Origin of the sequence: Caballeronia sp. LZ029 (assembly GCF_031451275.1) — a bacterium.
Classification (GTDB): Bacteria; Pseudomonadota; Gammaproteobacteria; order Burkholderiales; family Burkholderiaceae; genus Caballeronia; species Caballeronia jiangsuensis.
This window is the reverse complement of record NZ_JARUXO010000001.1, coordinates 2698038-2718929: the sequence shown is the minus strand read 5'-3', so window position 1 is coordinate 2718929 and position 20892 is coordinate 2698038. Positions and strand designations below refer to the sequence as shown.

The following is a 20892-nucleotide window of genomic DNA, read 5'->3' as shown; positions in this document are numbered from 1 at the left end:
CCTTTATCGGGTACTCCGCTTCGCGAGGCAAGCAGCTGTGACTGTTCTTGACGCTTTACACGTTGAACAGGAAGTTCATGACATCCCCGTCATGCACGACGTACTCCTTCCCTTCCGCCCGCATCTTTCCAGCCTCTTTGGCACCTTGCTCGCCCTTATAAGCGATGTAGTCATCGAACGAAATCGTCTGCGCGCGGATAAAGCCGCGTTCGAAATCCGTGTGAATCGCGCCCGCGGCTTGCGGCGCCGTATCGCCGATATGAATCGTCCACGCGCGCACTTCCTTCACGCCCGCCGTGAAGTACGTGTGCAATCCAAGCAGCTTGAATCCCGCGCGAATCACGCGGTTCAAACCCGGCTCGTCCATGCCCATGTCAGCCAGGAATTCGATCTTGTCGGCATCTTCGAGATCGGCGATTTCCGCTTCGATCGCCGCGCACACCGCGACCACCGGCGCGTTCTCCGCTTCCGCGTGCTTGCGCACCGCGTCGAGATACGGATTGTTCTCGAAACCGTCGTCCTTCACGTTCGCGACGTACATCGTCGGCTTCGACGTGATCAGGCAGAGCGGCTTGATGGTCAACTGCTCTTCGTCGGTCAGCGAGAGACCGCGCACCGGCTTCGCCTGATCCAGTTGCGCGCGCACCTTTTCGAGCACGGCGACGAGCTTCGCCGCTTCCTTGTCGTTGCCCGACTTCGCCGCCTTCGAATAACGCGTGAATGCCTTTTCGACCGTCGCCAGATCGGCGAGCGCGAGTTCGGTGTTGATGACTTCGATATCCGCGATCGGGTCGATCTTGCCCGCGACGTGGATCACGTTCTCGTCCTCGAAGCAGCGCACGACATGCGTGATCGCATCCGTCTCGCGGATGTTCGCGAGGAACTGGTTGCCGAGGCCTTCACCCTTCGATGCACCTGCAACGAGCCCCGCGATATCGACGAACTCGACCACCGCCGGCAGGATGCGCTCGGGCTTCACGATCTCGGCGAGCGCGTTCAGACGCGCGTCCGGCACTTCGACCACGCCGACATTCGGCTCGATCGTGCAGAACGGATAGTTCTCGGCGGCGATGCCCGCCTTGGTCAAAGCATTGAAAAGTGTGGACTTACCGACATTGGGCAAGCCGACGATGCCGCATTGGAGGCTCATGGGATCCTTCGAACTGGTGAGACGGCGCGGGCCGCGCGGGTTTCGTCAAAAATGGTGCGCAAAGAGCGGGCGAGATCCGCCCGCCACGCTGCGGCCGCGTCAGACGGCCGGGCAAACCGCTATTGTACCGCCGCGCCGGCACGCGCAAGCGCCGCCCTCGGCCCGCAAACCCGTTCGAACCCCACGGCTATAATGCCCGCATGACTCCGCATCCCCTCAGATTTCACGCTGTCGTCGTCGGCGGCGGGCTCGTCGGCAAGACGGCCGCGCTCGCGCTCGCGCAATCCGGCCTGCGCACCGCGCTCGTTGCGTCGCGTGCCGCCGGCCTGCCGCCGGGCGCGGCGTTCGATTCGCGCATCTACGCGCTGTCTTCCAGCTCGCAGGCGCTGCTGGAGCGGCTGCGCGTCTGGCAGGCGCTCGATCGCTCGCGTCTCGGTCCGGTGCTCGACATGCGTGTTTTCGGCGATGCCCACGCGGAACTGCACTTTTCGGCGTTCCAGGCGTCGGTGCCGCAGCTCGCGTGGATCGTGGAATCGTCGCTGATCGAACAGTCGCTCGATGCCGCGTTGCGCTTCCAGCCGAGCCTCTCGTGGTTCGAATCGCGCGCGCAGGGCATGACGATCGAAACCGACGCCGCGCATGTCGCGCTCGCGAGCGGCGAAATGCTCGAAACGGATCTGATCGTCGGCGCGGATGGCGCGCATTCCTGGGTGCGCGCGCAGATGGGCGCGAAGATGAATCGTCGCGATTACCGGCAAACGGGTGTCGTCGCCAATTTCCGGACCGAGCGGCCGCACGGCGAAACCGCGTATCAATGGTTCCGCGATACCGAAATCATCGCACTGCTGCCGTTGCCCGGCGATCACGTGTCGCTCGTGTGGTCGGCGCGCACGGAACACGCCGACGAACTGCTCGCGCTCGATCCCGCCCAACTCGCGGCTCAGGTCGAACAGGCGACGCAAAACATGCTCGGCGCGCTCGATTGCGTGACGCCCGCGCAGGGCTTTCCGCTCGGGCTGCAGACCGTCGACAAGCTGATCGCGCCGCGCGTCGCGCTCGTCGGCGATGCCGCGCATCTGATTCACCCGCTCGCGGGGCAGGGCATGAACCTCGGCCTGCGCGACGTCGCCGCGCTCGCGGATGTCATCGCAAACAAGGAGTCGTTCCGCGATCTCGGCGATCCGATTCTGCTGCGCCGCTACGAACGCGCGCGCCGCGAAGACATCCAGAAGCTCATGTTCGCGACCGACGGCCTGCAGCGGCTCTTTTCCGTGCCGGGCACGCTCGCGCGCGCGGTCCGCAACACGGGCATGGCGTTCGTCGGCGCGCAGCCGCTCATCAAGCGCTGGCTGGTGTCGGCGGCACTTGGTTGAAACAGTCTATCGATACTCCATTGGCGCCACGCTCAAGCGACTCACAGGAAACCGCATGAAAACCACTTTTCGTATCGCCCTCGCGACGGCTGCCGCGCTCGCCGTGACGCTCAGCATCGGCTGTTCGGCGCAGGCCGATGAAACCACCGACAAGATCAAGTCGACGCTCGAATCGCGCATGGGCGACGCCACCATCAAGAGCATCCAGAAGACGCCCGTGCCGGGACTCTACGAAGTGAATCTCGGCTCGCAGATCGTCTATAGCGATGCGACCGGCAACTACGTGCTGATCGGCGATCTCGTCGATACGCGCAGCAGCAAGAACCTCACCGAGGCGCGCCTCTCGGAAACTAACAAGATCGACTTCGCGAAACTGCCGTTCGAAAACGCGGTGAAGGTCGTGAAGGGCAACGGCAAGCGCAAGATCGCGGTGTTCTCCGATCCGAACTGTCCGTACTGCAAGCAGCTCGAATCGACGCTGAAATCGATCGACAACGTGACGGTCTACACCTTCCTGTACCCCGTGCTCTCGCCGGATTCGACGGCCAAGTCGAAGTCGATCTGGTGCTCGCAGGATCGCGCCAACGCGTGGGAAGGCTGGATGCTCGACCGCAAGACGCCGACCATGGCGGCATCGTGCGACACGACCGCCATCGACAAGAACCTGAAGCTCGGCCGCTCGATGAACGTCACCGGCACGCCGACCGTGTTTCTCGCCGATGGCCGGCGTCTGCCGGGCGCCGTGCCCGCCGACCGGCTCGAAAAGGAACTGTCCGACGTGCACTGAGCGCGGCTCGAACGAAGAAGGGAGGCGCGTCATGCGCCTCCTGTGTTTTTACGGCCTTGCTTTTGCGAAAGCGCAGCGCAAAGAAGCAAGGCGCCGGGCGTGGCCAGGCGCGCCCAGAACAAGAACAAGGACATCGAGATGACTACGCTCACGCAAGCGATGCAGCCCGTCCGCTACCGCATCGTTCCGAAAAATCCCGCCGCGCATCTCTTCGAAGTGACGCTCACCGTCGCGGAGCCGGATCCCGCTGGCCAGCGGTTCATGTTGCCGGTCTGGATTCCGGGCAGCTACATGATCCGCGAGTTCGCGCGCAACATCGTGACGCTGCAGGCGTTCAACGCGGCGGGCCGCAAGATCGCGATCGAAAAGACCGACAAGCACGCGTGGCAGGCCGCGCCGGTCGACGGACCGATCACGCTGCGTTACGAGGTCTACGCGTGGGACATGTCGGTGCGCGCCGCGCATCTGGACGACACCATCGGCTTCTTCAACGGGACGAGCACGTTTCTCGCCGTGGAAGGGCAGTCGGCGGCGCCGTGCATCGTCGATATCGAACCGCCGCCGGGCGGCGCGTATCGCAACTGGCGCGTCGCGACGGCGCTCGCCGAAGCGCGTGGCACGAAGCGCTACGGCTTCGGCAGCTACGAAGCGGCGAATTACGACGAACTCGTCGATCATCCCGTCACGCTCGGCGAATTCGCGCTCGGCAGTTTTACGGCGCACGGCGTGAAGCACGACATCGTGATCTCGGGGCGCGTCGTCAATCTCGACATGAACCGGCTCGCCGCGGATCTGAAGCGCGTGTGCGAAGCGCAGATCGCGCTGTTCGAGCCGCGTACGAAGACGGCGCCGGTGGAGCGCTACGTGTTCATGACCGTCGCCGTCAGCGATGGTTACGGCGGGCTGGAGCATCGCGCATCGACGGCGCTGATCTGCAATCGCACGGATCTCCCCGTGCAGGGCCGCCCGGAAACGACCGAAGGCTATCGCACGTATCTCGGGCTGTGCAGCCACGAGTACTTCCATACGTGGAACGTGAAGCGCATCAAGCCCGCGGCGTTCGCGCCGTACGATCTGTCGCAGGAGAATTACACGACGCTGCTGTGGCTCTTCGAAGGCTTCACGTCTTACTACGACGATCTTTTGCTCGTGCGCAGCGGCCTCATTTCGGCGGGCGACTACTTCAATCTGCTCGGTAAAACCATCGGCGGCGTGCTGCGCGGCACGGGGCGGCTCAAGCAGTCCGTCGCGCAAAGTTCGTTCGATGCGTGGGTGAAGTACTACCGCGCCGACGAAAACGCGCCGAACGCGATCGTCAGCTATTACCAGAAGGGCTCGCTCGTCGCGCTGGCGTTCGATTTGTCGATTCGCGCGCAAACCGACAACCGCAAATCGCTCGACGACGTGATGCGCCTCCTGTGGCAGCGCTACGGGCGCGAGTTCTACAACGGCCGGGCGCGCGGCATTCTGGAGGAAGACGTCGAGGCGCTCTTCGCCGAAGCGACCGGCGCGGACCTGCGTTCGCTTTTCCGCGACGGCGTGCGCGGCACGCGCGATCTGCCGCTCGATGCGCTGTTCGAGCCGTTCGGCATCGCGATGACGCCTGATTTGCCGGGCAACGGCGCGTCGGTCAAGCCATCGCTCGGCGCGCGCGTGCGGGGCGGCGCGGATTGCACGCTCGCCGTCGTCCATGAAGGCAGCGCGGCGCAGAAGGCGGGTTTGTCGGCAGGTGACGTGCTCGTCGCGATCGACGGACTGCGCGTCACCGGCTCCAATCTCGACGCGCTGTTGTCGCGCTATCTGCCGGGCGCGAAGGTGGACGTGCACGCGTTCCGCCGCGACGAACTGCGCCGCACCGAGGTCAAGCTCGACGGGCCGGAAATCGCGCGCTACGTGCTGACGGCCATCGACGGACGCGGCCCGTCGAAACAATGGCGCGAGCGCTGGCTGAAAGGCTGAGTCGGCAAAGTGTGGCGGATTGTTCTACCGATGCAACAATCCGTCATGACTGGATGGCTTTTTCTCGGGCGTCGAAAAACGAAGAATGCTTCCTAAGCCGGGTGCCGACGGTGCCCGAAACCCGATCAAGGAACAGGAAGCCATCATGACGACGATTCTGCAAATCAACTCCGCCGCCCGTTCGCAAGGTGCTCAATCGACGCTGCTCGCCGACGAACTGACCGCGAAGCTGCAACAAAGCAACCCGGGCGCAAAGTTGGTCGTGCGCAATCTGCTGGGCGACAGCCTGCCGCACCTCGACGACGCCACGCTCGGCGCGTTCTTCACGCCCGCCGATCAGCGCAGCGCGGAACAAACCGCGATCAACGCGAAGAGCGAAGCGCTGATCGCCGAGCTGCAAGCGGCGGATATCGTCGTGATCGCGGCGCCGCTGTACAACTTCGGCATCTCGTCGCAACTAAAGACGTATTTCGACTGGATCGCGCGTGCCGGCATCACGTTCAGCTACACCGCGAACGGTCCGGAAGGTCTCGTGAAGGGCAAGAAGGTGTACGTGGTCTCGGCGCGCGGCGGCAAGTACGCGGGCACGCCGAACGATTCGCAGACGCCGTTCCTCACGACGTTCCTCGGTTTCCTCGGCATGACCGATGTGAGCTTCATCTACGCCGAAGGCCTGAACATGGGGCCGGAAGCGGCCGGCGCTGCGCTGGCGTCTGCGCGTGAGGCGATTGCTGCTGTTTAAGCGTCTCCGCTTCGATAAAAAAACCCCGCTGATGCGGGGTTTTTCGTTTTCAGGCGAGCAATTCCGGCTCGGCGGGCAATCGCCAGTCGATTGCTTCGCGGCCGTGCTTCGTCAGGTATTCGTTCGCGAGCGCGAAATGCCCGCAGCCGAAAAATCCGCGATACGCCGACAGCGGCGAAGGGTGCGCCGACTCCAGCACGCAATGCGCTTTCCCCGTGCCTTCGATCAAACCGCGCTTCGCCTGCGCGTGCGCGCCCCAAAGCATGAACACGAGCCCCTCGTGACGCTGCGCCATTTCGTGGATCAGCGTATCGGTGCATTGCTCCCAGCCGCGTTTCGCATGACTGCCGGCCTTGTCGCGCTCGACGGTCAGCGACGTGTTGAGCAACAGCACGCCTTGCTTCGCCCATGAATCGAGACAGCCGTGCGCGGGCGCGGGAAAACCGAGACTCGCGTGAATTTCCTTGAAGATGTTGCGCAACGACGGCGGCGGACGCACCGGCGCGGGCACCGAAAACGCCAGGCCGTGCGCTTGCGGCGCGCCCTTGTCCTCGCCGTGATACGGGTCTTGCCCGAGAATCACGACTTTCACGTCGCCGGGACTCGTGAGACGCAGCGCGCGGAAGACATCGGCGGGATAAACCGTCTTGCCGGCGGCGCGCTCGGCATCGACGAATGCGCACAATGCCGCGTAATGCTTGCCGTCGATGAAAGGCTTCAGATGGCGGCGCCAGTCGGCGGGCAGCGCCTCGAACTGGCTTTCGAGCGTCGTAAAAGTCGACGCAGCCGCGGATTCGTTATCCGCGAAGAGGGAAGGCTGTCGGCTCATGCTCGGGCGTTGCGGGTTTTTTCGGGCTCGCGCAGGAGATATCCGCGCTGGGCCTTGCTGAGATCCTCGGGAACGATCTCGGGAAACGCGCCGCGCAGTTCCGCGGCAAGCATCGAAAGCGCGCTTTCTTCGCCGGATTTCAGTTCCAGCTCCAGCTCGCTGATGTCCGCGCTACGCGTCTCGCCGTCGACTTCGGCGGTGATCTGGCCGAGATCCAGCGCGACTTCGATCTGCGAACCCTCGCGCTCGATGTCCCACACGATGCGCCTGAAGTCGGTCTTGAAGAGCGCGATCAGATCGGGCGCGGCGCGTTCCAGCGCCTGGCGTGCGGCGTCGTTGTCGCAGGCGGCGATCAGCGCGTCGATTTCGAGCGCTTCGCCTTTCACGGGCAGTTCCCACTCGTGACGGTTGCTCAAACCCGCGACCGATTTTCCGAGCGTCTTGAACGTCTGCAGCCATTGTTCCGGCGTGCGGCGCAGGCGCAGCGCGGACTTCGCCTTCGCGAGCGCGCAGTCCGGCGTGTCGAAATAGACGTTGGCAAGCTCGATCGGCTTGCCCGCGCCGGTGCGTTCGTCGAAGAAGCGCGCGACGTCGTCGTGTTGCGACGGCGCGAGCGCGAGTTTGAGTTCCCGTTCGATGCCCATGCGGTTCCTGTCGATGAAATCAGAAGAACATGCGCGCGAGTTCCGCGCCGGGGTCGTCGGCGCGCATGAACGCTTCGCCGACGAGGAACGTATGCACGCGCATCGCGCGCAACCGTTCGACGTCGAGGCGCGACAGAATGCCCGATTCCGTCACGACGATGCGATCATCCGGCACCGATTCCAGCATGCCGATGGTCGTGTCGATCGTCGTCTCGAATGTGCGCAGATTGCGGTTGTTGATGCCGATGAGCGGCGTCTTCAGCGTGAGCGCGTCGCGCAGTTCGTCGGCGTCGTGCACTTCGACCAGCACGGCGAGCCCGAGCGAATGCGCGTAGGCTTCGAGATCCTGCATGTGCGAGAGTTCGAGCGCGGCGGCGATCAGCAGGATGCAGTCCGCGCCCATCGCGCGCGCTTCCATGATCTGATACGGATCGACGATGAAGTCCTTGCGCAGCACCGGCAGGCTGCACGCGGCGCGCGCTTCCTGCAGATACGCGACGCTGCCCTTGAAGAACTGCACGTCGGTGAGCACGGAAAGGCACGCGGCGCCGCCTTGCTCGTACGAACGCGCGATGTCGGCGGGCACGAAGTTCTCGCGCAGCACGCCTTTCGACGGGCTCGCTTTCTTGACTTCGGCAATGACCGCCGCCTGATTCGCCGCATGTTTCGCCCGCAACGCGCCGACGAAATCGCGCAGGTCGCGCGAACTGGCTTCGAGCTTCAGCTCTTCGAGCGGCGCGGTCTGTTCGGCGGCGCGAATTTCCTCGCGCTTGACCGCGATGATGTGTTCCAGAATGTCACTCATATTGGCTTCCGTTATTTCTTCGCGAACTGCTGCGTGAACTTCGCGAGCGTGTCAATTTTCTCGCGCGCCGCGCCGCTTTCGATTGCTTCGCGGGCGGCGGCCATGCCCAGGTCGATCGAATCGACGATATCCGCAGCATAGAGCGCCGTGCCGGCATTCAATGTGACGATCTCGCGCGCGACGCCCGCCTTGTTGTTCAGCGCGCCGAGCAGCATGGCCTTCGATTCCTGCGCGTCCTGCACCTTCAACGAGCGATTCGACACCATCTGCAGGCCGAAATCCTCCGGATGAATCTCGTACTCGGTCACTTCACCGTTCTTCAGTTCGCCGACCTTCGTCGCGGCGCCGAGCGACACTTCGTCCATGCCGTCCTTGCCGTACACCACGAGCACGTGTTTCGCGCCGAGACGCTGCATCACCCGCACCTGAATGCCGACGAGGTCTTCATGAAACACGCCCTGAAGCTGATTCGGCGCGCCGGCCGGATTCGTCAGCGGCCCGAGAATATTGAAAATGGTCCGCACGCCGAGTTCGCGGCGCACGGGCGCGATGTTCTTCATCGCCGGATGATGGTTCGGCGCGAACATGAAGCCCATGCCGGTTTCGGCAATCGACGCGGCCACTTGTTCCGGTGTCAGATCGATGTTCACGCCGAGCGCTTCGAGCACGTCCGCGCTGCCCGATTTGCTCGACACACCGCGGTTGCCGTGCTTCGCGACCTTCGCGCCCGCCGCGGCGGCCACGAACATCGACGCGGTGGAGATGTTGAACGTGTGCGAGCCGTCGCCGCCCGTGCCGACGATATCGACAAAATTCGAGTTGTCCTCGACTTCGACGTGATTCGCGAACTCGCGCATGACGGTCGCGGCGGCAGCGATCTCGCCGATGGTTTCCTTCTTCACGCGCAAGCCGGTGATGATCGCGGCCGCCATGACGGGCGACATCTCGCCGCGCATGATCTGGCGCATGAGGTGCAGCATCTCGTCGTGAAAGATCTCGCGATGCTCGATCGTGCGTTGCAGCGCTTCCTGTGCGGTGATGGTCATATGCTTAGGCCCGCTTCCCGGATGAAGAGTGCTTCACGAAGTTTTCCAGCAGCGCGTGGCCGTGCTCGGAAAGAATCGATTCCGGATGGAACTGCACGCCTTCCACTTCGAGTTCCCTGTGACGCACGCCCATGATTTCGCCGTCCGGCGTCCATGCGGACACTTCCAGACAGTCGGGCAAAGACTCGCGTTCAATTGCCAGCGAGTGATAGCGCGTCACGTTGAAGTGTTTGGGCAGGTCGGCGAACACGCCTTTACAGTCTGTCTCGATCTGGCTCACCTTGCCGTGCATGATGGTCTGCGCGCGCACGACGCGCCCGCCGAACGCCTCGCCGATCGCCTGATGGCCGAGGCACACGCCGAGAATCGGCAGCTTGCCGGAGAATTCGCGCAGCACGTCGAGCGTGATGCCCGCATGTTGCGGATTGCTCGGCCCCGGCGAAAGGCAGATGCGCTCCGGGTTGAGCTTCGCGATTTCGTCGAGCGTGATTTCGTCGTTCCGATACGTGTGCACGTCCTCGCCGAGTTCGCCGAAGTACTGGACCAGGTTGTAGGTGAAGGAATCGTAGTTGTCGATCATCAGCAGCATGGTCTTGTCTCCTCAGAAGTCGCTGTCGAGGCCGTCTTGCACTTGCTCGGCGGCGCGGAGCACGGCGCGCGCCTTGTTCTCCGTTTCCTGCCATTCGGATTCGGGCACCGAATCGGCGACGACGCCCGCTGCCGCCTGAACGTAGAGATTGCCCTTGTGGATCAGGCCGGTGCGAATCGCGATCGCGAGATCCATTTCGCCGCTGAACGACAGATAACCGACTGCGCCGCCGTACAGGCCGCGCTTGACCGGCTCCAGTTCGTCGATGAGTTCCATCGCGCGGACCTTCGGTGCGCCGGACAGCGTGCCGGCGGGGAAGGTCGCGCGCAGCACGTCGTAGTTGTTCATGCCGTCTTTGAGCTTGCCTTCGACCGAGCTCACGATGTGCTGCACGTGCGAATACTTCTCGATGATCATCTTGTCCGTCACGGAAACCGAGCCCGTCTGCGCAATGCGGCCGACGTCATTGCGCGCCAGGTCGATCAGCATCACGTGTTCGGCGACTTCCTTCGGATCGTTCAGCAGCTCGGTGGCGAGTTCGGCATCGCGCTCGGGCGTGTTGCCACGCGGACGCGTGCCCGCGAGCGGACGAATCGTCACGATGCGATCGTCCGCGCGTTTTTCCTGACGCACCAGAATTTCCGGCGACGCGCCGACCACGTGCATTTCGCCGCCGAAGTTGTAGTAGTACATGTACGGCGACGGATTCAGCGAACGCAGCGCGCGATACAGTGAAAGCGGGTTATCGCGGAACGGCTTGATGAGTCGCTGACCGACCTGAACCTGCATCAGTTCGCCGGCCGCGATGTATTCCTTCGCCTTGCGCACGGCGTTCAGATAGTCGTCCTTCTTGAACTCGCGGAACGTCTCGGTGCGCACGCTCGCGGACGTCACCGGCGGTTGAACCGTCGTACGCAGACGCGCGCGCAGTTCGCGCAGACGATGCTTCGCCTTGGCATACGCTTCAGGCCGAGTCGGATCGGCGTAGACGATCAGATAGAGCTTGCCCGCGAGGTTGTCGATGACCGCGACTTCTTCAGTCAGCAGCAGTTGAATGTCGGGCAGATTGAGATCGTCGGGCGGCGCGGTGTGCACGAGTTTCTTCTCGATGTAGCGCACCGCGTCATAACCGAAGTATCCGGCGAGACCGCCGCAGAAACGCGGCAGGCCCGGTCGCGTCGCGACTTTGAAGCGCTTCTGATATTGCTCGATGAACGCGAGCGGATCGCCTTCATCCGTCTCGACGACGTTGCCGTCCGTGACGACTTGCGTCTTGCCGTTCTGCACGCTCACGGTCGTGCGGGCCGGCAGGCCGATGAACGAGTAGCGCCCGAAGCGCTCGCCGCCCACGACGGATTCCAGCAGGAACGAGTTCGCGCCGTTGCGCTCGGTCTGCGCGAGCTTGAGGTAGAGCGAGAGCGGCGTTTCGAGGTCGGCGAGGGCTTCGGCGATGAGCGGAATGCGGTTATAGCCTTCGTTCGCCAGCGATTGGAATTCGAGTTCGGTCATGTTGCGATCCTTGAGCGACGCGCGCTTTCAGGGTGGCGCGGCATCGGGGAGTGCAGGGCGCTGCGGTCGGTCGAATCTCGTGATGATCGCATACGGCGACCCCGCCGCTTCGAATTGTCGAAGCGGAAAAGGCGACTCGCGCGGCACGACACAAGACGTGCCTGAGCGAGGCTCGATATACGACGAATCAACGGGACGGCGCGAGAATGCGCAGCGAAACAAAAAACGGATGCTGAAGCGGATGAAGCGAATCGCGACATGGCTTCAGCGAACCTCGGGCGAGGTTAGCGCGACCAGCGACGCCAGGGCCAGGCTCCCCGGTCGATGCTGCTCAGACTCCGTTTTCTGTTGAGAAACATGAATGGATGGACTTATTCAGTGAGTGTGGCATCCGGCGGCGCCAAGGTGGCAGCGATCGCCAGTGCTGCGGTGCGCAGCGAGGAAACTATACCATCGGATTTCACCGATTGCACAGGTTTCCCATGGTTGTAGCCGTACGGAACGGTCAGGGTCGCGAGGCCGGCGGCGCGGCCTGCGAGCGCATCGTTCTCCGAATCGCCGACCGCTACGGTTTCGCGCGGCAGGACGTCCAGGCGTTCGCATGCGGTGAGCATCGGCAGAGGATCGGGCTTCTTCGCGGGCAGGGAATCGCCGCCGAGAATCACCTTGAAGAAATCCGCGATGCCGAAGTGCGCGAGCAACTCCACCGCGAACCGATGCGGCTTGTTGGTCACGCACGCGAGCACGATGCCGCTTTCGCGCATCGCTTCGAGGCCTTCCTTCACTTCCGGGAAGAGCGCCGAATGCTTGCCGTTGACCTTCGCGTATTCGCTTTGATAGATCGCGAGCGCGTCGTCGAATTGCGCGACCGCTTGCAACGGCGAAAGGCGCACCGCGAGCACGCTGCGAATCAGATTCTCCGAGCCCTTGCCGACGTAGCCCGTGACTTCATCGCGCGTGACCGGCTGTTCGACGCCGATGCGCGCGAGCATCGCGTTCAGTGCGGCGACGAAATCGTCCGCAGTGTCGACCATCGTGCCGTCGAGGTCGATGATGGCCGCCCGGATCGGACGGTTCACGAAAGGCGACTGCGCCGCTGCGATCTCGCTCATGCCTTCGCTCCCGATTCGACCTTGGCCAGTTCCGCACGCATTGCGTCGATGACCTGCTTGTAGTCGGGTTTGCCGAAAATCGCGGAGCCCGCGACGAACGAATCGGCGCCGGCTTCGGCGATTTCCGCGATGTTGTCGATCTTCACGCCGCCGTCGACTTCCAGATGGATCTCGCGGCCGGTGCGATCGCGATACGCATTGATGCGCGCACGCGCCTCGCGCACCTTGTTGAGCGCCTCGGGAATGAACGATTGCCCGCCGAACCCCGGATTCACCGACATGATCAGTACGAGATCGACCTTGTCCATCACGTGGTCGAGATAATTGAGCGGCGTCGCGGGATTGAACACGAGGCCCGCCTTGCAGCCGTGATCGCGGATCAGCGACAGCGTGCGGTCGATGTGATCCGAACCTTCCGGGTGAAAACTGATCACATTGGCGCCGGCTTTCGCGAAATCGGGCACGATGCGGTCGACCGGGCGCACCATCAGATGCACGTCGATGGGCACGTCCACGTGTGGCCGGATGGCTTCGCACACCAGCGGACCGATCGTCAGATTCGGCACGTAGTGGTTGTCCATGACGTCGAAGTGGATCCAGTCGGCGCCGGCGGCGACGACGTTGCGGACTTCCTCGCCAAGGCGGGAGAAGTCGGCGGAAAGGATGCTGGGAGCGATGTGGAATTGCGCCATGGACGTATGCGGGTAGCGGCCTAAAGCGGTGATTTTAACCCGCGTTTTCGTTCAAGTCCCTCGTCCGAATGGCCAACGAATGGCGTGCGGACCTGGGCTCGGGCGCCAATCGTGTTGCGGGCGCCGCTCGCATCAAGCAGAATGCCTGACCAATGGCGGCGCGTCCGCGCGCTTTTATCCGCGCTTTCGTCCGGCGACGCAGCGAGCAGTTGAACTGGAATTGGAACGACGATGAGCCAGTACGAATTCAGCGTTTCCGTGGAGACGCGGTATTTGCCCGAGCAGTCCGACCCGGATAGCCGGCAGTACGCATTTGCCTACACGCTGACGATCCGCAACACCGGCCAGGTCGCGGCGCAATTGATTTCGCGACACTGGATCATCACCGACAGCAACGATCACGTGCAGGAAGTGAAGGGGCTCGGCGTCGTCGGACATCAGCCGCTTCTGCCTCCGGGCGAGCAGTTCGAATACACGAGCTGGGCAGTGATCGCGACGCCGGTCGGCACGATGCGCGGCGAGTATTTCTGCGTGGCCGAAGATGGCGAGCGTTTCGAGGCGCCTGTAGCGGAATTTGCATTGCATATGCCGCGCACGCTCCATTGAGCAGGAACCGGCGGCACGTGGCGCGTATCAGCGCCGTTTCGCCGGATCGTTCGAGCGGTTCTGGTTCTTCTTCTTGCCCGAAGCCGTCCACACGACGATGAAGATCAGCAAGGCGAGCGCCACGAGCGACTCGAGCGCAAAAATAAGCATTGGATATTCGTCGAACAGATCAGACATGGCGGTTCCCATCAAGAACGAGCATTGTATGCGTTTCGTGCGGCCGACCGCGCGAGCAGCGGCCTGGGCCGCATCGATTGCAACCGCTGTCCTGCTCGCCTCGTGCGGCGGCGGAAACTACGTGAAGCCGGGCCCGGGCACGGCGACCGGCACGCCGACCGTCCCCGGACAGCGCGCCGCATCGCGGCTCACCGCGGTGAGCTGGCAGCAGGTGCCGGGCTGGCAGGACGATTCGCTGATCGGCGCGACAGCCGCGCTCCGTCAGAATTGCAGCCGGCTCTCGCGGCAGGCCAACTGGCAGAAGGCGTGCTCGGCGGCGTTGCGGCTCGACGACCTCGATATGTCGGCGGCGCGCAGCTTCTTCGAAACCTATTTCACGCCCTTCCAGCTTGCCAACACCGACGGCACGCTCGATGGCCTCGTGACCGGCTACTACGAGCCGCTGCTGCGCGGCTCGCGCACGCGTCACGGGCCGTATCAATACCCGTTGTATCGCTGGCCGTATCGCTTCAAGCCCGGCTCCGCGTTGCCTGTGCGCGCGCAACTCGAACGTTCGGGCGTATTGAACGGCAACGAACTGGTGTGGGTCGACGATCCGATCGAAGTGTTCTTTCTGCAGGTGCAGGGTTCCGGACGCGTCACGATGGAAGACGGCAGCGTAATGCGCGTCGGCTTCGGCGGCACGAACAATCAGCCGTACCGATCGATCGGCAAGGAACTGCTCGATCGCGGCGAGCTCACGCCCGCACAGGCGACGATGCAAGGCATCAAGGCCTGGGCGAAAGCGAACCCGGCGCGTGTCGACGCTCTGCTGGACGTGAATCCGCGCTTCGTGTTCTTCCGCGAGATGCCCGCGAACGAGACGATGCCCGCGAGTCTGGGCGACGGACCTGTCGGCGCGCTCGGCGTGCCCTTGACACCGGAACGCTCGATCGCGGTCGATCCCTCCGCCATCCCGCTCGGCACGCCCGTCTTTCTTCAGACGACGCGTCCGCTCAGCAACCAGCCGATGAACCGTCTCGTGTTCGCGCAGGACACCGGCACGGCAATCAAGGGCGGCGTGCGGGCGGATTACTTCTGGGGTCTCGGCGACGATGCCGGCGATCTCGCCGGACGCATGAAGCAGGGCGGCAGAATGTGGCTGCTATTGCCGAACTCCTGATTCCCGCGTCTCATGCAGACGATAAAAAAGCTCGCGGCTTTTATGGCTCGCGAGCTTTTTTGCTTCATGACGTCATGTTGCGCCGATCGATCACGCGCCGCGCCTTTCCAACCGAACGTTCGATGCCGTTCACCGCGAGCACGTTCACCACGGCGCTCACGCCGATCAGCGCCTTGATGTCGTAGGCGAGCGCGGCCCTCGCGCTGTCGAGCGCCACGGCATCCGGCGCCGATTCCGGACAAGGCTCCACGTTCAGCGTGAAAACATCGAGCGGGCCTTCCTTGGTGAGCACGATCTGATAGTGCGGCGCGAGCACCGGACGCTTGAGCAGCAACTCTTCGATCTGCGTCGGGAAGACGTTCACGCCGCGCACGATCATCATGTCGTCGGAGCGGCCCGTGATTTTCTCCATGCGACGCATCGTGCGAGCGGTGCCGGGCAAGAGGCGCGTCAGATCGCGCGTGCGATAGCGGATGATCGGCAGCGCTTCTTTCGTGAGCGACGTGAACACGAGCTCACCGAATTCGCCGTCGGGCAGCACTTCGCCGGTTTCCGGATCGATGATTTCGGGATAAAAGTGATCTTCCCAGATCGTCGGACCGTCCTTGGTCTCTGCGCATTCGGACGCCACGCCCGGCCCCATCACTTCCGAGAGCCCGTAAATGTCGACGGCGTCGATGCCCATGCGCGTCTCGATCGCGCGACGCATGTCGTTCGTCCACGGCTCGGCACCGAAGATGCCGATGCGCAGCGAGCACGTCGCCGGGTCGATGCCCTGGCGCTCGAGTTCATCGGCAATCGAGAGCATATAGCTCGGCGTGACCATGATGATGTCAGGACGAAAGTCCTGAATCAGTTGCACCTGCTTTTCGGTCTGGCCGCCGCCGAACGGGATCACCGTGAGGCCTGCGCGTTCAGCACCGTAATGCGCGCCGAGACCGCCCGTGAAAAGTCCATAACCGTAGCTCACGTGAACCTTGTCGCCACGGCGCGCGCCGGCCGCGCGAATCGAGCGTGCGACGAGGTTCGCCCAGTTGTCGAGATCCTGCGCCGTATAGCCCACGACTGTCGGCTTGCCCGTCGTGCCGGAGGACGCGTGAATGCGCGAAACACGCTCTTGGGGCACGGCGAACATGCCGAACGGATAGTTGTCGCGCAGATCCTTCTTGGTCGTGAAGGGGAATCGCGCGAGGTCCGAAAGCGAAGTGACGTCATCCGGATGCACGCCGGCTTCGTCGAACTTGCGCCGATAGACCGGCGAATTCTCGTAGGCGTGTTTGAGCGACCATTTGAGGCGCTCGAGTTGCAGCGCCGCGAGTTCGTCGCGGCTCGCCTTCTCGATGGGATCGAGCGGCAGCGGTGTGGTCATTGCTGTCTCCTTAATGCTGACTGTGCGGCGCGGCTTTTCATGCCACGTCCGTTATTTGACGAGTTCCGTCACGCGGGGATCACGGTGCCTTTGATCTGCGCCGACTTGCCGCGAAACATCGCGACCGCCTCGCCTTCCCGATTTGTGACGCGGATATCGTAGATTCCGGTGCGGCCGCTCAAGGTCTGCTCGATCGCCTCGGCAGTCAACCGATCGCCGCCACGCACGGGACGTAGAAACTCGATCGAGCAACCTGCGGCGACCGTGCTGATGTTGTACGAATTGCAGGCGAAGGCGAACGCGGAGTCCGCCAGCGTGAACATCAGGCCGCCGTGGCAAATCGCATGACCGTTGAGAAAGTCGGGGCGCACGTCCATTTGCAGTCGCGCATAGCCGGGCCGCACTTCGACCAGCTCGATGCCGAGTGCGCGCGTGCATGCGTCCGCTTCGTACATGGCGTTGGCCGTGGCTTCCGCGAGTTGTTGTGGCGTCACAGGTGTCTCCAGATTGATTCGATTCTCACAGACCTTCGAAGCGCGGCGCGCGTTTCTGCTTGAACGCGGCGACACCCTCGATGTAATCGGGCGAAGCGCCCAGCTCGCGCTGCAGATCGCGTTCGAGGTCGAGCTGCTGGTCGAAAGTCTTGTTCGCGCTCGCGCGGATTGCCTGTTTGATTGCGACGACCGCACGCGCCGGCTGTTGCGCGAGTTGGGCGGCCAGATGCGCTGCCGCTTGTTGCAACTCGGCGTCTTCGACGACGCGCCACACGATGCCCCAGGCCTCCGCTTTTTCCGCGCTGAGCTTTTCGCCGGTCAGTGCAAGACCGAGCGCGCGCGCTTCGCCTACGCGGCGCGGCAAAAGCCATGTTCCGCCAGAATCCGGCACGAGGCCGATCTTCACGAAAGCCTGAATGAAGCTCGCCGATCGCGCCGCGACGACGAGGTCGCACGCCATCGCGAGATTCGCGCCCGCGCCCGCAGCCGTGCCGTTCACAGCGGCGATGACAGGCAGCGATATGGCCTGCAGTCTTCGCACCAGCGGATTGAAGTATTCGTCGATCAGGTCGCCGAGATCCGACATCGAACCGGGCGTGAAATCCAGATCCGCGAGATCCTGGCCCGCGCAAAATCCGCGGCCGGCGCCGGTAATGACCAGCGCGCGCGCGTTGCCCGCCTCGATTTCAGTGAGCGCCTGATTCAGTTCGCGATGCATCTCGCGTGTGAAGCTGTTCAGCTTGTCGGGCCGATTGAGCGTCAACGTCGCTACGCGCGTTTCGACATCGACGTGGAACAACACGGACTTCTCTGTCATTGCTTCTCCTCTGTCGCCGAATCTGGCCGCGGCGGCTGTGCTGACCGGTTTCCTTACATGCCGATACTAGCCGCGCGGCTCGCTGCTTTCCATTAGGCCGAATGGCATAAGCCGTTTGCACGGCGATTCGGCCTTTACCCGTCGGTAGTTTGGCTTATGCCGTTTGGCCGACTTCCGCTTGCGCGGCCTTCGGGGCAACATGAACTCGGCTCTGCACCACGCGGAAGCGGTTGGCGACGAAAGCGGCGTCGGAGAGCGCGGCATTGGCGGCCGGATTCGCTCCCGTTCCGTGGAAGTCCGAGAACGCAGCCGTTTGATTGACGAACACGCCGCCCGTAAGGTTGATCGAGAGCGCGACACCGCCTTCGATGGCTGCGTCATGCGCGGCTTCGATCACCTTGTCATCGGTGCTGTAGACCGACAACGTCAGCGCGCCGTGCGTGCGCGCGATCGAGCCGGCGAGTTCGAGCGATTGCGCGGTCGAGTCAGTGGCGACGATGAACGAGATCGGACCGAACCATTCCTTCGTGAACTTGGCTTCGTCCGTGCGCGCGTCGAGCTTGAGCACGAGCGGGGTGTGCACGCGCGCGTCGGGAAACGCCGGGTGCGCGAGCGATTGGCTGTCGAGCAGAATGTCGCCGAGTTTGCGCGCTTCGGCGACGCGTTCCACGACGCCTTCGTTCTGGATTGCGCCCATGAATTCGACAGCGCGTGCCGGATCGGATACCAGTTTTTCGACGGCGCTCGCGAGTGCTTTCGCGACGTCATCGAAGCTCAGTTGACCGTCGGCAGTGCGGATGCCATCGCGCGGCACATAGATGTTCTGCGGCGCCGTGCACATCTGGCCGGAATAGAGAGCGAGCGAAAAGGCGATGTTGCGGGCGGCGGCCTTCATGTCGTCCACGGAGTCGATGACGATCTGATTCACGCCAGCCTTCTCCGTGTACACCTGCGCCTGATGCGCGTTGCGTTCGAGCCAGGTGCCGTTTTGCGTGCTGCCCGTGAAATCGATCAGCTTGATCTCGGGACGCACGGCCAGTTCTTGAACCAGGGCACCATCGTTGGGCTCGGTGGCGAGCAGAGTGACGACGTTCGGGTCGAATCCCGCCTCGCGAAGCACTTCACGCGCGATGCGCACGGTGATTGCGAGCGGAAGGATCGCGCCGGGGTGCGGTTTGACAATGACGGTGTTGCCCGTCGCGAGATCGGCGAACATGCCGGGGTAGCCGTTCCAGGTCGGGAACGTGCAGCAGCCGAGCACGAGACCCGTCCCGCGCGGGACGATGGAGAAGCGCTTTTGCATCGCGAGCGGGGGATTCTTGCCTTGCGGCTTTTCCCAATGTGCTTCAGAGGGAATGCGGCGCAACTGGTCCCACGCGTAGACGACTGCTTCGAGCGCGCGGTCTTGCGCGTGGGGGCCGCCAGCCTGGAAAGCCATCATGAACGCCTGGCCGGTCGTATGCATCACGCTATAGGCAATTTCGAAGCTGGCGCGGTTCAGACGCGACAGGATTTCGAGGCTCACGCCGATCCACGCTTGCGGGCCGGCGGCGCGCCATTTCGCCTGCGCGTCGGCCGCGGCGCGAATGAGCGTGTCAGCGTCGGTTTTTTGATAGCCGATGTCGAGCGAAAGGCCGAACGGCGAGCGCTCTTTGCCGATTGTCTCGTCAGTCGAAGGCTGATCGAGTTCGAAGGTCTTGCCGAAGTGCGCTTTGAACGCGGCCTCTCCATCGGCGTTGGCCGTTTCCCCGTACACTTTGGGGCTCGGCATCTCGGCAAACGGGCTCCAGTAGCCGCGCGTTTCGATGGCTGCGAGCGCTTTGTCGAGCGTCGCTTCGTGCTTCGTGAATAGCGGATGTGTCATGGTCGCGAGAAGAGAACGAGGGGAAGTTGCCGGGCCGAATAATTAACCGACCGGTTGGTTGGTAATGGTAGCATTATCGAGATGATGTGACGACGTCTTTTCATTAGGGCTTACCTGAGGATCCCAAGGAGGGAGCGAATGGCATACGAGAATCTGCTGGTCGAAACGCGCGGTCGGGTTGGGCTGATCACGCTGAACCGTCCGAAAGCGCTCAATGCGCTGAACGACGCGCTGATGGACGAGTTGGGCGCCGCGCTCAAGGCCTTCGACGCCGACGAGGGCATCGGCGCGATCGTCCTGACCGGTAGTGAGAAGGCCTTTGCTGCCGGAGCTGACATCGGCATGATGGCAAGCTATTCCTATATGGATGTCTACAAGGGCGACTACATCACGCGCAATTGGGAAACGATCCGCACGATTCGCAAGCCGATCATTGCAGCGGTTGCAGGCTTCGCGCTCGGCGGCGGCTGTGAACTTGCGATGATGTGCGACATCGTCATCGCCTCTGATACGGCCAGGTTCGGTCAACCCGAGATCAAGCTGGGTGTGATTCCCGGCGCAGGAGGCACTCAGCGCTTGCCGCGCGCCGTCTCCAAGGCCAAGGCGATGGATCTCTGCCTGACCGCACGCATGATGGACGCGAGCGAGGCCGAGCGTGCGGGGCTGGTGTCGCGTGTCGTCGGCGCCGACCGCCTTCTCGATGAAGCCGTCGAAGCCGCGACGATCATCGCCGGTTTCTCGCTTCCCGCCGTGATGATGGCCAAGGAGGCCGTCAACCGCGCTTACGAGACGACGCTCGCCGAAGGTGTGCATTTCGAAAGACGCTTGTTCCATTCGCTGTTTGCTACCGACGATCAGAAGGAAGGCATGGCGGCGTTTGTCGAGAAGCGAAAGCCAGCCTTCAGGCATCGTTGATCTTCTTCGAGAAAGCGCTTGCGCTTCTCGATCTCACTCACTAGAATTCCGTTCCTTCGCGATTCGATGAACGCGAAGGAAGCGGGTGTAAGGCGGTATCGGTGGTGTGCTCGGGATGGGTTGTAGAAGGTTCTGAGCGCGGTTGGCAAGAAGAGAAAACGCTTCGAATCTTGTTGACACGAACCGAAATGTTGTTCATAATCTCGTTTCTCTGCTGCTGATGCAGCGACGCAAGACGGAAGTTGAGGTGG

The 20892-nt window shown here is 63.1% G+C and carries 21 protein-coding genes; 7 read left to right on the top strand and 14 right to left on the bottom strand.

The annotated features are described in order from the left end of the window. Positions 1-55: 55 nt before the first annotated feature. Entirely contained in the window at positions 56-1150 is a 1095-nt protein-coding gene (gene ychF / locus QCE73_RS12755) for a redox-regulated ATPase YchF (protein ID WP_187609508.1), read from the bottom strand. 200 nt (positions 1151-1350) lie between these two features. Between ychF and QCE73_RS12750 the strand changes: the two genes are divergently transcribed. The 4 genes from QCE73_RS12750 (at position 1351) to QCE73_RS12735 (ending at position 6011) form a co-directional block, all read left to right on the top strand. After that, complete coding sequence (locus QCE73_RS12750; protein ID WP_309881505.1) at positions 1351-2523, top strand: UbiH/UbiF family hydroxylase; 1173 nt, start codon at positions 1351-1353, stop codon at positions 2521-2523. A 55-nt stretch (positions 2524-2578) separates the two neighbouring features. After that, a complete protein-coding gene (locus QCE73_RS12745; protein ID WP_035510936.1) occupies positions 2579-3310 on the top strand; it encodes a DsbC family protein in 732 nt (243 codons plus the stop codon). Between the two features lie 159 nt (positions 3311-3469). Then, positions 3470-5269, top strand: coding sequence for a PDZ domain-containing protein (locus QCE73_RS12740; protein ID WP_309881999.1), 1800 nt, complete (start codon positions 3470-3472; stop codon positions 5267-5269). A 145-nt stretch (positions 5270-5414) separates the two neighbouring features. After that, positions 5415-6011 (top strand): FMN-dependent NADH-azoreductase, encoded by a 597-nt coding sequence (locus QCE73_RS12735; protein ID WP_238217917.1) that lies wholly within the window; start codon positions 5415-5417, stop codon positions 6009-6011. Between the two features lie 49 nt (positions 6012-6060). Here QCE73_RS12735 and QCE73_RS12730 read toward each other — a convergent pair whose 3' ends face one another. The 8 genes from QCE73_RS12730 to rpe all read right to left on the bottom strand — a co-directional run bounded on the left by QCE73_RS12730 (position 6061) and on the right by rpe (position 13237). After that, positions 6061-6840, bottom strand: a complete 780-nt coding sequence (locus QCE73_RS12730) for a uracil-DNA glycosylase (protein WP_309881501.1) — start codon at positions 6838-6840, stop codon at positions 6061-6063. Then, positions 6837-7484 carry a CYTH domain-containing protein gene (locus tag QCE73_RS12725; protein ID WP_309881499.1) on the bottom strand — a complete coding sequence of 216 codons (648 nt, stop codon included), beginning with the start codon at positions 7482-7484 and terminating at the stop codon, positions 6837-6839. Before QCE73_RS12725 ends, QCE73_RS12730 begins: the two co-directional genes overlap by 4 nt. A 19-nt stretch (positions 7485-7503) precedes the next feature. Next, positions 7504-8289, bottom strand: a complete 786-nt coding sequence (trpC, locus tag QCE73_RS12720) for an indole-3-glycerol phosphate synthase TrpC (protein ID WP_309881497.1) — start codon at positions 8287-8289, stop codon at positions 7504-7506. 11 nt (positions 8290-8300) lie between these two features. Further along, positions 8301-9335 (bottom strand): anthranilate phosphoribosyltransferase, encoded by a 1035-nt coding sequence (gene trpD, locus QCE73_RS12715; RefSeq protein ID WP_035510931.1) that lies wholly within the window; start codon positions 9333-9335, stop codon positions 8301-8303. A gap of 4 nt (positions 9336-9339) precedes the next feature. Further along, positions 9340-9924: an aminodeoxychorismate/anthranilate synthase component II gene (locus QCE73_RS12710; protein ID WP_035510930.1), complete on the bottom strand. Its 585-nt coding sequence runs from the start codon at positions 9922-9924 to the stop codon at positions 9340-9342. Between the two features lie 12 nt (positions 9925-9936). After that, positions 9937-11433, bottom strand: a complete 1497-nt coding sequence (gene trpE, locus QCE73_RS12705) for an anthranilate synthase component I (protein ID WP_309881494.1) — start codon at positions 11431-11433, stop codon at positions 9937-9939. A 371-nt stretch (positions 11434-11804) separates the two neighbouring features. Beyond that, on the bottom strand, positions 11805-12545 hold the full coding sequence (locus QCE73_RS12700; protein WP_035510928.1) for a phosphoglycolate phosphatase: 741 nt from the start codon (positions 12543-12545) through the stop codon (positions 11805-11807). Next, the gene (gene rpe, locus QCE73_RS12695) at positions 12542-13237 is read right to left on the bottom strand and encodes a ribulose-phosphate 3-epimerase (RefSeq protein ID WP_035510927.1); all 696 of its coding nucleotides are present in this window, start codon (positions 13235-13237) and stop codon (positions 12542-12544) included. The genes QCE73_RS12700 and rpe overlap by 4 nt, the downstream gene beginning before the upstream one ends. Positions 13238-13468: 231 nt before the next feature. Between rpe and apaG the strand changes: the two genes are divergently transcribed. After that, a complete protein-coding gene (gene apaG, locus QCE73_RS12690; RefSeq protein WP_035510926.1) occupies positions 13469-13843 on the top strand; it encodes a Co2+/Mg2+ efflux protein ApaG in 375 nt (124 codons plus the stop codon). Positions 13844-13940: 97 nt separating this feature from the next. Then, positions 13941-15182: a murein transglycosylase A gene (locus QCE73_RS12680; RefSeq protein WP_404989751.1), complete on the top strand. Its 1242-nt coding sequence runs from the start codon at positions 13941-13943 to the stop codon at positions 15180-15182. Positions 15183-15246: 64 nt separating this feature from the next. Here the strand turns inward: QCE73_RS12680 and paaK are convergent, their stop codons facing one another. The 4 genes from paaK to paaN all read right to left on the bottom strand — a co-directional run bounded on the left by paaK (position 15247) and on the right by paaN (position 19726). Beyond that, a complete protein-coding gene (gene paaK / locus QCE73_RS12675; RefSeq protein WP_309881491.1) occupies positions 15247-16551 on the bottom strand; it encodes a phenylacetate--CoA ligase PaaK in 1305 nt (434 codons plus the stop codon). Between the two features lie 68 nt (positions 16552-16619). After that, positions 16620-17006 (bottom strand): hydroxyphenylacetyl-CoA thioesterase PaaI, encoded by a 387-nt coding sequence (gene paaI / locus QCE73_RS12670; RefSeq protein WP_309881998.1) that lies wholly within the window; start codon positions 17004-17006, stop codon positions 16620-16622. A gap of 64 nt (positions 17007-17070) precedes the next feature. After that, entirely contained in the window at positions 17071-17862 is a 792-nt protein-coding gene (gene paaG, locus QCE73_RS12665; protein ID WP_309881489.1) for a 2-(1,2-epoxy-1,2-dihydrophenyl)acetyl-CoA isomerase PaaG, read from the bottom strand. A 154-nt stretch (positions 17863-18016) separates the two neighbouring features. Beyond that, positions 18017-19726 carry a phenylacetic acid degradation protein PaaN gene (gene paaN / locus QCE73_RS12660; protein ID WP_309881488.1) on the bottom strand — a complete coding sequence of 570 codons (1710 nt, stop codon included), beginning with the start codon at positions 19724-19726 and terminating at the stop codon, positions 18017-18019. Between the two features lie 138 nt (positions 19727-19864). On the opposite strand from paaN, the gene QCE73_RS12655 reads away from it, so the two are divergent. Then, complete coding sequence (locus QCE73_RS12655) at positions 19865-20641, top strand: enoyl-CoA hydratase (RefSeq protein WP_309881486.1); 777 nt, start codon at positions 19865-19867, stop codon at positions 20639-20641. A gap of 40 nt (positions 20642-20681) precedes the next feature. On the opposite strand, the gene QCE73_RS12650 is transcribed toward QCE73_RS12655, so the two are convergent. Then, the coding region (locus tag QCE73_RS12650) for a hypothetical protein (RefSeq protein ID WP_309881485.1) at positions 20682-20892 on the bottom strand (211 nt) is incomplete at its 5' end.